Raw genomic sequence first — 12,938 nt, forward strand, 5'->3', positions numbered from 1 at the left:
CGCCGGTTACTCTAGAGCCGTTCATTCTCTGGACGCCAAGCCTGAGGTTCTTCTCGTGCCTGATATGAAGCTATTTGCTGGTAACGCCACCCCGGAACTAGCACAACGTATTGCCAACCGCCTTTACACTAGCCTCGGAGACGCCGCTGTTGGCCGTTTCAGTGATGGTGAAGTAAGTGTACAGATCAACGAAAATGTACGCGGTGGTGATATTTTCATCATCCAGTCCACCTGTGCCCCCACCAACGATAATCTGATGGAGCTGGTTGTGATGGTCGACGCCTTGCGTCGGGCTTCTGCTGGTCGTATTACTGCTGTTATTCCTTACTTTGGCTATGCGCGTCAGGACCGCCGTGTGCGTTCTGCTCGTGTCCCCATCACCGCCAAGGTAGTTGCCGATTTCCTTTCCAGCGTGGGTGTTGACCGTGTTCTCACCGTTGACCTGCATGCTGAACAGATCCAGGGCTTCTTTGATGTCCCGGTGGATAACGTCTTTGGCAGCCCAATTCTGCTGGAAGATATGCTGCAAATTGGACTGGAAAACCCGATTGTGGTTTCCCCAGACATCGGTGGCGTGGTGCGCGCTCGCGCTATCGCCAAACTGCTCAACGATACCGATATGGCTATCATCGACAAACGTCGCCCGCGCGCGAACGTTTCTCAGGTGATGCACATTATTGGTGACGTTGCGGGTCGTGACTGTGTACTGGTCGACGATATGATCGACACCGGCGGTACGCTGTGCAAAGCGGCTGAAGCGTTGAAAGAGCGCGGCGCGAAACGTGTCTTCGCCTACGCCACTCACCCTATCTTCTCTGGCAACGCGGTGGAAAACCTGCGTAAGTCGGTGATCGACCAGGTGATTGTCTGCGATACCATTCCGCTGTCTGAAGAGATGAAATCTCTGCCAAACGTGCGTACTTTAACGCTGTCTGGCATGTTGGCCGAAGCGATTCGTCGTATCAGCAACGAAGAATCTATCTCCGCGATGTTTGAGCATTAATTCATCGCGTGAAACCGGGCCCCGTGCCCGGTTTTTCTTTGCCTCTGCTTTAAACCTTACTCACCGATTAAGCCACTTTCACCACTGATATTTCCGCGATAAATTCCGTTAAAACCCGCTATTCTCGCTGCCATTCACTCTTTTATGCCAACTCGCATTGCCGTCCTTTAGCGTTCCAATGATTAATGGTATTTTTCTCCACACTTTTGCTAAGAGCTCCGACCACTATGACTCTCGACATTTACACGCTGTTTGTTTGCGAGCTCTATGTGTTGGGGTTTTTAAGCATCATTTTGGTGTTTGCCTGGGTCGGCGCGCAATATGACCGCGTGTTGGGCTGCACCACACTGGCGCTGGTGTTGACCTTAGGCGCCGTCTTCCTCAGTAGCTTGCGCAGCGCGGGATTCCATTTTTTACCCGTCGCGGTCGGCAATGTGATGTTGCTTTTGGCCTATGGCAATCTGCTCAATGCTTTCCGGATTTTTTGTGGTAAACCCATTGGATTCAGTTGGTTAGCAGGTGGTTTGCTGTGGGCAATCCTGTGTCTGTTCCCCGAGTTTTACTACAGCCAGCCGAAGCGTGTGCTGGTGATTTGCCTGCTGTGCATCATTTTTACCGGTGCGCTAATTCGCCTGTTGTGGCGTGTGCATGCCTCTTTGACCGTGACCTTCTGGCCAGCGCAAATCCTGCTGTGGATTCATTTGTTGTTTCACGTGGCGCGCCTCTTTCTGGATGATGCAGTGGCGTCACCGGTACGTGGATCGATTGGCGGTTCCAGCTTCTCGGTGTATGTCATTCTCGAATCGATTCTGTTTGTCATCGGCCTAACCTTCACGATTCTGGCAATGGTCAATGAACGCACGCAAATCGCTCATAAGCTGGCCTCCATGCACGATCCGCTCACCAGCGTGTGGAATCGCCGTGCGCTGTTCGAGCAGGCGGAAAAAATAGCGCAGCGCAGCGCGCGCCAGACGCAGACTTTTGTCTACAGTGCGGTTCTGTTCGATTTGGACCATTTTAAAAGCATCAATGATCGCTTTGGTCATCAGCAAGGTGACCAGGTTTTGGTGGATTTTTGTCAGGTGGTGCAGGGGTTATTGCCTGAAGAAGCGCACTTTGCCCGTTTGGGCGGCGAAGAGTTTGCGGCGATTATCCCGGGCGATGCTGAGCAGGCGCAAGTAGTGTGTGAACGTATTCGTTTGGCGACACAGGTGTCGCAACCCAACGACGTACGCTATACCGTGAGTATTGGCTTTGCCACCGCCCTGCAAGCCGGTCAACCTTTTCCGCCGCTGCTGGCGCTGGCCGATGAAGCCTTATATCGCGCTAAAGCCAGCGGCCGTAACCGCATTGAACGTTATTTCACGCCGTTACAGCCGGTGCAGAAAGCGGTGTTGACTTAATGTGATGAGTGGTTGCGGCGGCAACGCTTGTCGCCGTAATGACGCAACCAGTAATAACGATCTTCAACGCGCTCACGTCCACTGACGCGCGCACCTACCAGCCACAGTAAAGCGCCAACAAAGATGCTGAACATTGCACCGTGCGCGAGAAACTGTGGCAGATTGAGTGAAGGAAGCTGATTAATAATAGAATACCCGACGCCCAGTACCATCGTCAGTAAACCCAGACACATCAAACTATTACCTACAACGCGGCATTTTTGACGTTTCATGATCCACCTCCATCCTTATAAAAAAGCAAAACAGCACGTATGGTTAACTAGCCATAAGCTTAGGCAATACCTGCCGCTTAAGTTGCGTACAGGATCACAGTTCCTTCACAACCTTTGACAAATCTTTACCGCCAGCACCTTGATTTCGATAGAAAATGATTAGTCACGAAGAGATATTATCTGCCGTTAACGACCTTTGTCATCCGTGGCGCCAGGCAGTAAACTATCGCCCTTTCCGCAGCAAGACAGGATAAACATCGTGAGCAGCATTAAACTGATTGTGGGGCTGGCTAATCCCGGCGCTGAATACGCCGCAACGCGCCATAACGCTGGCGCCTGGTATGTCGATTTACTGGCGAGCCGCAACAATCAGTCGTTAAAAGACGAGCCAAAATTTTATGGCTACACCGCGCGCCTGTCGCTGGCGGGAGAGGATGTGCGCCTGCTGGTACCCACCACTTTTATGAACCTGAGCGGAAAAGCAGTGGCGGCGATGGCGACCTTCTACCGGATTACGCCGGAAGAGATTTTAGTGGCGCACGATGAGCTGGATTTGCCGCCAGGCGTGGCGAAGTTCAAGCAAGGTGGCGGCCATGGCGGCCATAACGGGCTGAAAGACATCATCAGCAAACTGGGCAACAACAATAATTTTCACCGTTTACGCGTCGGTATCGGCCATCCCGGTGACCGCAATAAAGTCACCGGTTTCGTGCTGGGCAAACCGCCAGCCAGCGAACAAAAACTGATAGACGATGCCGTAGACGAAGCGGTCCGCTGCACCGAATTGTGGCTGAAAGAAGACAAAATTAAGGCAATGAACCGTCTGCACGCGTTCAAGGCTGGCTAAGGCCAATTCCCGCGCCGCAGAAGGCAATTCTGTGTATAATGCGCGAAATTTTTTGAATCTGTCGGTGCTGTTCAACAGCACTGCGCACTCAGTGAGAAAGGTAATCAGACCATGGGATTTAAATGCGGTATTGTGGGCCTGCCGAACGTCGGTAAATCCACCCTGTTCAACGCGCTGACCAAAGCGGGTATCGAAGCAGCCAACTTTCCGTTCTGCACCATCGAGCCAAACACCGGTGTGGTGCCAATGCCCGATCTGCGCCTCGATCAGCTGAGCGAAATTGTTAAGCCACAGCGTGTGGTGCCAACCACCATGGAATTCGTGGATATCGCCGGTCTGGTGAAAGGCGCATCCAAAGGTGAAGGCCTGGGCAACCAGTTCCTGACCAACATCCGTGAAACTGAAGCCATTGGCCACGTAGTGCGCTGCTTCGAGAACGACAACATCATCCACGTTGCGGGTAAAGTTAACCCGGCGGAAGATATTGACGTGATCAACACCGAGCTGGCGCTGTCAGATCTCGACACCTGTGAACGTGCCATTCAGCGTTGCCAGAAGAAAGCCAAAGGCGGCGACAAAGATGCCAAAGCCGAACTGGCTGCGCTGGAGAAATGCCTGCCACACCTGTCAGAAGCGGGTATGTTGCGCGCACTCAATCTGGATGCGGACGAGAAAGCGGCCATCCGCTACCTCAGCTTCCTGACGCTGAAGCCAACCATGTACATCGCTAACGTCAACGAAGACGGTTTCGAAAACAATCCGTATCTTGATCAGGTGCGAGCGATTGCTGAAGCCGAAGGTTCAGTCGTGGTGCCGGTGTGTGCTGCCGTTGAGTCTGATATCGCTGAGCTGGAAGATGACGAGCGCGACGAGTTTATGGCTGAACTGGGTCTGGAAGAGCCGGGCCTAAACCGCGTGATCCGCGCCGGTTATGCACTGCTGAACTTGCAAACCTACTTCACCGCTGGCGTGAAAGAAGTGCGCGCCTGGACCATCCCTGTCGGTGCAACAGCGCCACAGGCGGCGGGCAAAATTCACACCGACTTCGAGAAAGGCTTTATCCGTGCACAGACCATCGCGTTTGATGATTTCGTGGCGTTTAAAGGTGAACAAGGTGCGAAAGAAGCCGGCAAAATGCGTTCAGAAGGTAAAGAGTACATCGTTAAAGATGGCGACGTGATGAACTTCCTGTTCAACGTCTAACCTGTAAACACCAATAAAAAGCCCAGTTTATTAACTGGGCTTTTTTTATAACCAAATTCTCACGTCTGTCAGGCCGTTTTATCCGTCATCGCGACCCTTTCATCCAGTTCTTCTGGTGTTTTCAGGAATGGCGTCAGCACGCCGCTCAGAACGTACAGCCCGGCATAAATCCCTAATACGCCGCCCGCCCCGAGCGATGAGTAGAACAATGCGGTGATTGCGGGTGCAATAAATGCGCCCAGACCTGCCCCGAGATTCAGCACCGACATGGCCGCACCCTTGCTGTCTGGAGCCAGTAACGGGAACAATGCCGACAGCGGAACATATCCCGCCATGGTGATACCACACAGGCACAGCACGAACGCCATCACATAGAAGTTGTGGCCCAACACCTGCGGTACAGCCCATACCAGAATCAACACAGCGGCATAGCCAAAGCCGCCGACCCACATGATGGTGGTACGCCAGCCAAACTTATCGCCGAAGAAGCCAAAAAACAGGTTGGCGAAAATGGCCACCAGGAAGACCGCCGACCACATATGCAGCCACTCGGTTTTGCTGTAGCCAAAACTGATCAGGTACAGCGGCAGGAAGGTCGCTAAGCCATATTGGGCGATGCCATTCACCGACTTCACCACCAATCCCATGGCAATCACCGGCCGCTGCAAAATGGTGATGCCTTTGATCAACTCTGCCGCGCTAAAGGGATGAATTTCAGAAGCAGGCACCACGTCGCGGTTCACCCAAATGCCTAACACTGAGCCCACCACCACAAATGCCATTCCGACCCACAGCACATGAATTTCGCCCATAACCGGCAGTGCCAGCGAGGAGAAGAACGGACCAATGACGCTTAATCCCAGCGAGAAGGTGAACCAGAACCAGCCCACCGCGGTAGAACGCCGTTCCACCGGGGTACTGTAGTTAATCCAGATTAAAAACGAGTAGGCAAACAGCGGATAACCGATGCCGCGAATCGCATAAAACGGCAGCATCCAGGCCATGTGCATGGTCTTCAACCCTATGCCAATAAACCCGATGCTGCCGATGACGAAGGTAATCAGGCCATACACCATCACTTTGCGCGGGCCGAGGGTTTGCACCAATACGCCGGTCACCCAGGCTGCCAGCGTTACCGTGACACCGTAGGCGGTGATCAGATAAGAGGCTTGCGCGACGGACAGCCCTTTATCCACCAGCCAGAGGGCGATCCACGCTTGTTCTACGCCATCGCCGATCATGAATATCGCGAGACCGATATAGCCCCAAAGCAAGTTTTTTGGCAAACCTATTTTATCGAACATAGTTTTCCCCAGTGCCAGACACTGACTGGTCGTAGTTAATAGAGGTAAGTTTTGATTTTGTTTTTATTCAGCGATCATTTTCATCAGCATGCCCTGCACTTTAAGTGCATCCTGGCTTTTGATCAGCTGATCGATTTCGTCAATGCTCAGGCGATCAATAAAGCTGGAAAGTGCTTTATACATGCGGATGTTCTGTGCGCACTCGGCAACCGGATCTTCACGGCTTGGGAAGGTATCGAAATAGATCAGGCCGCTGAAGTTCACGCGTTTTGCGTAATAGATGTATTCGAGCGTCTGCATCAAATGCACGGAACCCAGCATCAAACCATCATCAAAATGCCCATACCCATCATTCAGGTGGAAGCCAATCAAACGGTTTTTGCGTGCGGACTGGAATAATGAAAATGCGGGATTCTCTTTTTTCATGATCATGTGGCAGAAATCGAGAGTAATACCTAGATTGTCGGAGCCAACATCATCAATCAGCATTAACGTTGATGAGACGTCACCAATAAAGGAGAAAGTGCGCGGTTCATAGGGCTTGTATTCAAAACTGAATTGCATATCCGCATGCGCCTGCGTCACGGTCTGTAGCGCACTGACCAGCCACTCATAGGCGCGGAAGTAATCCTGCTGGAACGGATAATCGTAGCCGTCGTAGCCAAACCACAGCGTGACAGTATTTCCGCCGAGGTATTTACACATTTCTGCGGCCTCGAGGGTGATTTCAATCGCTTTATTACGCAGTGCTGCGTCAGGATTGGTGAATTCGCCATCAATAAACTCTTTGTTATAGCGCAGTGCGATACCGCCGACCTGCAGATTGTTCTTCGCGATAGTCTGCTTGATCAGCTCTTTATCCTGGCCAATAAAATGTTCTGGATAATTCAGTTCAATATGCGTCAAGCCGTCAACGGTACCCATTCGCGTAATTAGATCGCAAGTATCCATGTTGTTCCTGGCCGTAAACAGATCGGTTCTGGATCGAAATGAATTTATACGTGATGAGAATTTCATTTTTAATTACCTTTGATGTGATTTCCATTTTTTTATAAATGAGTTTTCTCATCACGTAAATGCAAATGGACAAATACTACTGCTAATAAAATCAACGCGCGCTTTATAATAGTAAAATTTTACTATGAGTAAAATCATTAAAATACAAGGCGTTAAATATTCATTTTCGTGTTAGTAAAATAAAAACCTCGATTAAGCCTGTTTTATTTTACTATCAGTAAAATGCATCAGTAAAACGTTTTACAGCATGTGATCGACTTAACACTTTTCACCTAATCGCCATGCTAGCTTAACCATAACGTTTTTAATGAGCACTCAAAATGCATAACCGACTTAAAGGCAATGAGATATTCCTGCTGGCTCGCACGCTTGCACCTGAACTGGGAAAAAAGGAACGCTCTATTGCGCGTTTTATTGACGACAATCCACAGTCATTATCTAAAATGTGCATCACGGATATTGCGAATTATCTTAATGTCAGCGTGTCGAGCATTACAAAAGTTTCAAAGAAACTCGGTTTTACCGGTTTTCATGATCTGAAAATTAATATCGCCCAGCAGGTCAGCACCCAGGAAGATATTATCGATATTCCTGTCATTCCGGATTCTGAAAAATACGTTGAACAGGTTATCGAGAGTACCTTTTTGAATTCGGTACTGGCACTGCAGGATTCACTGAGTGTGATTAACAGTGCGGTCATCAAGGCTGTGGCCTATCTGTTTATTAATAAGCCGGAAAGTGCGCGCATCTTTATCGCCGGTTGCGGTGGATCAGGTTCCATCTGTGATGACTTCAATCATAAGTTGCTAAAGATTGGCATCTTCTCTTCAGTATTCAGTGACAGCCACAAACAGTTGATGACCGCCTCGTTAATGCAACCTGGCGATATCCTGCTGGCGATTTCCCATTCCGGCCAAACCACAGACATCATCCAAATGGTAAAAGCGGCCAATGAGAATGGCGCAGAAACCATCTGCCTGACCAACTATCCCAACAGCCCACTGAGTTTGATTGCCCGACATTCGATCATCTCTTCGGTTAAAAACAACCCGATTACCGGGGAAAACGCCACCACACGCATTGTGCATCTGAATATTCTCGATGCCATTTTTACCATTATTGCCAGCAAGACCAGCGAAGAAAGTCAGACCAGTTTACACAACACCAGAAATGCGGTTGCGTCTAAACGCACCGCCAATTAAGGGCCGAAATGATGAAACATAATATTGTTGTTATTGGCAGTCTTAACTACGACATTCTTGTCCAGCAGGATCGCTTGCCGGAAATTGGGGAGACGTTTACCGGTAACGAATTAATGCTGATGCCAGGGGGAAAAGGGGCAAATCAGGCGGTTCAGTGCGCTAAGCTGGGGCTGAACGTTAATATGGTGGGCTGCGTAGGAAATGATATTTATGGCACCGAGCTGATTAAATCACTGAATGAAAACGGTGTAGCGGTAGATAACATTACCCAACGCGGAAAAACCTCAGGCATTGGCATCGTTCAGATTCTGGAATCTGGCGATTACTGCAGCACCATTATTAAAGGCGCCAATTACCTGATTACCGAGTCAGACATTAACGATACGTTATTCAGCGATCGGCCACTTTTGATCCTTCAGTCAGAGATTCCCGACCATGTGGTGGAACGTGCTATCAGTAGCGCACGACGTCACGATTGCCAGATTTTACTGAACAACGCGCCGGCACGCGAAATTTCCTCGCAAGCGCTCAGCCAGGTTGATCTGCTGGTGGTGAATGAGACCGAGGCCAGTTTTATGAGCAACACCTCCGTTACCACAGTGAAAGAGGCGCTAGCCTGTGCGGCTGACTTACAGCAAAAGGTTAATGGCCGGGTGATTATTACGCTGGGAGAGAAAGGCGCGGTGTTATCCAGTGATCAAGGTGCCAGACACTACCCCGCCGTGTTCTGTCCGGATGTGGTTGATACCACTGGCGCGGGCGACTCATTTATTGGTGGCATCGCCTATTGCCTCGTGAATAACATCGCCCTGGAAGAAGCGATTCCTTTCGCTGCTGAAATCAGTTCCTGCTCTATCCAGAAATATGGCGGTCAAAGTTCTTTCCCGATGCTGCCTGATGTTGCGCATGCGCTGACGCAAAATCGCCAACGGCTGTTTGGTTAAATCTGCGCGCCTCAGTGCGTGAACAATTCAGCTATTTGAGCAAGCTGCTACCGTTATAGCCGCTTGCTCAAAACAGCCGCGTTAAGGGTGTAGCCTTGTCAGGTCGCCAGCCGGAAATTCCCTGTTTTGTGAGATGCCGCACTAATCCTTAATGTTTTTTGTAATCGATTACTTTTATAGTGAATATTGTAATCGATTACTTTTAACAGGAGATCAGTAATGGCGGTAAGAACCCTTTTTCAGGCTGGATTAATCACCGTAATGGCGCTGTCTGCTGTGTCGGCGCAAGCAGAGAATTTCAATAATGAAATCGCACTGCAAATGTACACATTACGGAATGCAGGTACCGTTGCGCAGCAATTTGCGATGGCACAAAGCGCGGGGTTTCAGAATGTGGAGTTAGTCGGGAATCAAGGGCTGGATAGCGCGCAGATGAAAACGCTACTGAGCAAAAACCATCTTCAGGTTACGTCGGCGCACATTCAATTGCATGAGTTAGAGAACAATTATCAAAAAACCGTTGCCTTCAATAAAGCCATCGGCAACCCGGTGGTGATCGTGCCATGGATTGAACCTGCCGACCGTCCTGACTCAACCCAAGGTTGGATTGACTACGCTCAGCGCCTGGACAAACTGGGCGCAAAACTACATAAAGACGGGCTGCAGCTTGGTTATCACAATCATAATTTTGAGATGAAGAAATATGACGGTGTGACCGCACTGGAGATCATCCTTAATCACACTCAGCCGCAGAATTTAAAACTGGAAATGGATGCGGCATGGGTATCACGCGGCGGTCAGGATCCGGTGCAGATTTTGCAAACCTATCCGAAAAGGGTGTACGCCATCCACGCCAAAGATAACGCCGCGATTGGCGTTCGCGATGATGAGATGAATTTCGCGCCACTGGGAGAAGGCTTACTGGATTGGCAGCATATCGTGCCCGCAGCTAAAGCGAGTGGCGTTCGATGGTTTATCGTTGAACATGACGCCCCTAAAGATCCGTGGAGCATCATTACGACGTCATACCGTAATCTTCGTCAGCAATTAACGCTATCAGCACAATAGCCATAAGTGCCTGTTAAGTACTGGCACGCTCCACAAAGTGCCAGTCCATCATAATGCGTTCAGCGGGCGAATCAGGTTGATCGATCTTTTTCAGCAGTAAGCCGAACGCCCGACGTCCCATTTCGCGCGAAGGCTGTGCCAGCGTACTCAGCGGCGGCGTGACCATTTCGGCGAGGTCGGTGCCATCAAATCCGGTCACCGCAATATCCTGCGGCACGCGCAGTCCGGCGGCGTGAATGGCCGAGAGCGCCCCCGCCGCTAAGGTATCCGACACGGCAAACACGGCGTCAGGACGCTCGGGTGCCGCCAGCAAGGTTTCCATCGCCTGCTTGCCGGCAGTGAAACTCAACTCGGTGGCGTAAGTGATGGCCTGCCAACTGCATTTTTCCTGCTTAAGTTGCTGCTGATAGCCAGCCTGACGCAACTGCGCATATTTATAGCTGAGATCGTGATTGATTAGCGCAATACGCTGCCGCCCCATGCCCGCCAGATAAGCGACCACATGTGCCGCCGCCTGCACATCATCTATGCCAACGCAGGAGATATCACCGGCATCGGCGTATTCCGCACATTGAACCCACGGGGTTTCGCCAATCAGCTGTGCCAGTTCTGGCAATTTACTGAACGCATCCATGGTGATAATACCGTCAACCATCTTCCCGGCCAGTAATTGCAAACTCGATCGAGACCGCTCAATGTCCGAGCCAGAGTTACACAGCAAAATACGATAGCTGTTCTTCTCCGCCTGTTCCTCAATGCCTTTCACCAACTCGGCACAAAAAGGATTGGAGATATCCGACACCATGACGAGAATCATTGAGCTACGCGCAGTACGCAACTGACGCGCTAACAAATTTGGCTGGTAATTACTCACTTTAATGGCTTGCAGGACCTTCTCACGATTCTTGTCTTTAACCGTATCGCTGTTATTCAGAACCCGTGAAACCGTTGCCACAGAAACGCCCGCTAAGCGGGCGATTTTTTGGATGGACATGCTTGCAACTCTTGCTCAGTCAGATACTACGCAGGCTACCATAAATCCGGACCAACAATAAGTTTGCCGGCTTCAGCTAGCGCACTCTGTTATGCGTTATTTTTGCTTCGCACCCAACGCGGTTGCCATAGAGTAACTGCACGATTCTGATAGCGAGCATGGATCGCTGTATTCCACTGCCCGGGGAAGAAGCCGCATATCAATAACTGATCAATTATTCAACAGTGCCTGTTTAAACGAATAGATATGCACCCGCGCCGCCTCTTCCGCCAGCTCAGCATTCCCCTGCTCCAGTGCCGCAATGATCGCTTCGTGTTCGGCGATCACTTCGTTCATATGCGCCGCGCTCGATAACGTGGTTGCCCAAAAGCGCTGTGCTTGCGCATGGATGATGCTGAGAATATCGGCAAGACGACCATTGGCGGCGATATCCGCCAGCACCTGATGAAATTCTCGGTCCAGCAGCATCATCTGTTCACGATCGCGTGACGCGCTGGCGGTGGCAATGCGCTGATTCATTTCGCGCAAATAGACAATCTGCGCCGCATTGACGCGCTGCGTCGCCAAACGTAAACACAGCGCCTCATTCACCAGACGCACCTCAATTAACTCCAGCGCATCATCAATCGACAGCGGCGACACCATCACGCCTTTACGTGGAATGATTTGTAGCAACCCTTCTGTTTCCAGCCGATGCACCGCCTGATTCACCGGCGTCCTGCCCATCTCAAGGTCATCCATCACCTGCGCGATATTGAGATATTCGCCCGGTTTATAGCGCAGCGTGATCAGCCGGTGCTTAAACGCCAGATAGGCTCGCTCGTTAAGCGAAATGCTCTTCGGGGTAGTTGGCGAGCTCACATTTTCAGCCATCAGATTACTCATCGCGCAAATCCTTATTAGGTAACTGAGACATATTACACAAAAACCTGGCATGAAAATGGCTAGATTGAAATCACAGTGAAATTTCACACGCATTTCTCAGATGGAGATCTATCCCATGAAATTACGGTTTACGACAGATTATGCAGATGCGGCAGTACTTAATGTTGAGGTTAATCAGCTGGTTATCGCGGGCTGGGTCGGACGTGACCAGCAAGCGGTGTTGCACCATATCAGGGAGCTGGAAGCGCTTGGCGTGCCCGCTCCTGGTGCAGTGCCGCTGTTTTACCGCGTCGCGACCAATCAATTAAGTCAGCAGATGCAGCTGGAAGTGGTTGGCGATCAAACATCCGGTGAAGCCGAACCCTTTGTATTTTTCCATCGCGGCGAATACTGGGTTTCGCTGATTTCCGATCATACCGATCGTCATCTGGAAACCTTTAGCGTTGCGCTATCGAAACAGGCGTGCATCAAACCGGTTGCGGGTCACGCATGGCGCATGGCGGAACTCAACGCGCATTGGGATCAGCTGGAGCTCAGCGCCTGGATTAAAGTGAACGGCGACTGGGTCACCTATCAACAAGGCGCCCTCTCCTCGCTGTTGACGCCGCTCGACCTGTTAAGCCGTTATTTCGCTGGCGGACAGGTCGAGGAAGGCTTCGCCATGTCGTGCGGCACGCTTAGCGCCATCGGCGGTATTCGTCCTGCGAGTGAATTTCGCATGGCCCTGCACGATCCCGTGCTGAACCGCACGCTGGAACACACCTACATCACTGGCTCGCTGCCGGTTATCGCCTGA

Annotated in this window: 13 protein-coding genes; 8 read left to right on the forward strand and 5 right to left on the reverse strand. The window is 50.8% G+C overall.

The window, feature by feature from the left end; all coding sequences use genetic code 11:
• Positions 1 to 55 precede the first annotated feature (55 nt).
• Both prs and AC6I8K_RS11070 read left to right on the forward strand, forming a co-directional pair.
• On the forward strand, positions 56 to 1,003 hold the full coding sequence (prs, locus tag AC6I8K_RS11065; RefSeq protein WP_006118899.1) for a ribose-phosphate diphosphokinase: 948 nt from the start codon (positions 56 to 58) through the stop codon (positions 1,001 to 1,003).
• Between the two features lie 227 nt (positions 1,004 to 1,230).
• Positions 1,231 to 2,406 (forward strand): GGDEF domain-containing protein, encoded by a 1,176-nt coding sequence (locus tag AC6I8K_RS11070; RefSeq protein WP_497826717.1) that lies wholly within the window; start codon positions 1,231 to 1,233, stop codon positions 2,404 to 2,406.
• Here the strand turns inward: AC6I8K_RS11070 and ychH are convergent.
• Positions 2,403 to 2,678 (reverse strand): stress-induced protein YchH, encoded by a 276-nt coding sequence (gene ychH / locus AC6I8K_RS11075; RefSeq protein ID WP_064738969.1) that lies wholly within the window; start codon positions 2,676 to 2,678, stop codon positions 2,403 to 2,405. The two genes, AC6I8K_RS11070 and ychH, sit on opposite strands and share 4 nt — an antisense overlap.
• Before the next feature lie 259 nt (positions 2,679 to 2,937).
• Between ychH and pth the strand changes: the two genes are divergently transcribed.
• Positions 2,938 to 3,525, forward strand: coding sequence for an aminoacyl-tRNA hydrolase (gene pth, locus AC6I8K_RS11080; RefSeq protein WP_064738970.1), 588 nt, complete (start codon positions 2,938 to 2,940; stop codon positions 3,523 to 3,525).
• A gap of 111 nt (positions 3,526 to 3,636) precedes the next feature.
• Positions 3,637 to 4,728 (forward strand): redox-regulated ATPase YchF, encoded by a 1,092-nt coding sequence (gene ychF / locus AC6I8K_RS11085; protein WP_061718538.1) that lies wholly within the window; start codon positions 3,637 to 3,639, stop codon positions 4,726 to 4,728.
• Positions 4,729 to 4,796: 68 nt separating this feature from the next.
• Here the strand turns inward: ychF and AC6I8K_RS11090 are convergent, their stop codons facing one another.
• Positions 4,797 to 6,032 (reverse strand): MFS transporter, encoded by a 1,236-nt coding sequence (locus tag AC6I8K_RS11090; protein ID WP_064738971.1) that lies wholly within the window; start codon positions 6,030 to 6,032, stop codon positions 4,797 to 4,799.
• A 63-nt stretch (positions 6,033 to 6,095) separates the two neighbouring features.
• Positions 6,096 to 7,049, reverse strand: coding sequence for a sugar phosphate isomerase/epimerase family protein (locus AC6I8K_RS11095; protein ID WP_497826718.1), 954 nt, complete (start codon positions 7,047 to 7,049; stop codon positions 6,096 to 6,098).
• Positions 7,050 to 7,369: 320 nt separating this feature from the next.
• Here AC6I8K_RS11095 and AC6I8K_RS11100 point away from each other — a divergent pair, with 320 nt between their 5' ends.
• From AC6I8K_RS11100 to AC6I8K_RS11110, 3 genes are all read left to right on the forward strand, one after another.
• Positions 7,370 to 8,251 (forward strand): SIS domain-containing protein, encoded by an 882-nt coding sequence (locus AC6I8K_RS11100; protein WP_483817597.1) that lies wholly within the window; start codon positions 7,370 to 7,372, stop codon positions 8,249 to 8,251.
• An 11-nt stretch (positions 8,252 to 8,262) separates the two neighbouring features.
• Positions 8,263 to 9,195, forward strand: a complete 933-nt coding sequence (locus AC6I8K_RS11105) for a ribokinase (RefSeq protein WP_483817898.1) — start codon at positions 8,263 to 8,265, stop codon at positions 9,193 to 9,195.
• A 219-nt stretch (positions 9,196 to 9,414) separates the two neighbouring features.
• Positions 9,415 to 10,263, forward strand: a complete 849-nt coding sequence (locus tag AC6I8K_RS11110) for a sugar phosphate isomerase/epimerase family protein (RefSeq protein ID WP_497826719.1) — start codon at positions 9,415 to 9,417, stop codon at positions 10,261 to 10,263.
• A gap of 13 nt (positions 10,264 to 10,276) precedes the next feature.
• Here AC6I8K_RS11110 and AC6I8K_RS11115 read toward each other — a convergent pair whose 3' ends face one another.
• Both AC6I8K_RS11115 and AC6I8K_RS11120 read right to left on the reverse strand, forming a co-directional pair.
• Complete coding sequence (locus AC6I8K_RS11115) at positions 10,277 to 11,257, reverse strand: LacI family DNA-binding transcriptional regulator (RefSeq protein ID WP_483817599.1); 981 nt, start codon at positions 11,255 to 11,257, stop codon at positions 10,277 to 10,279.
• 210 nt (positions 11,258 to 11,467) lie between these two features.
• Positions 11,468 to 12,142, reverse strand: a complete 675-nt coding sequence (locus AC6I8K_RS11120; protein WP_064738977.1) for a GntR family transcriptional regulator — start codon at positions 12,140 to 12,142, stop codon at positions 11,468 to 11,470.
• Between the two features lie 115 nt (positions 12,143 to 12,257).
• On the opposite strand from AC6I8K_RS11120, the gene AC6I8K_RS11125 reads away from it, so the two are divergent.
• Positions 12,258 to 12,938, forward strand: a complete 681-nt coding sequence (locus tag AC6I8K_RS11125; protein WP_497826720.1) for a DUF2848 domain-containing protein — start codon at positions 12,258 to 12,260, stop codon at positions 12,936 to 12,938.

It is taken from the genome of Pantoea sp. X-Soil-ISGK-421, assembly GCF_059730785.1.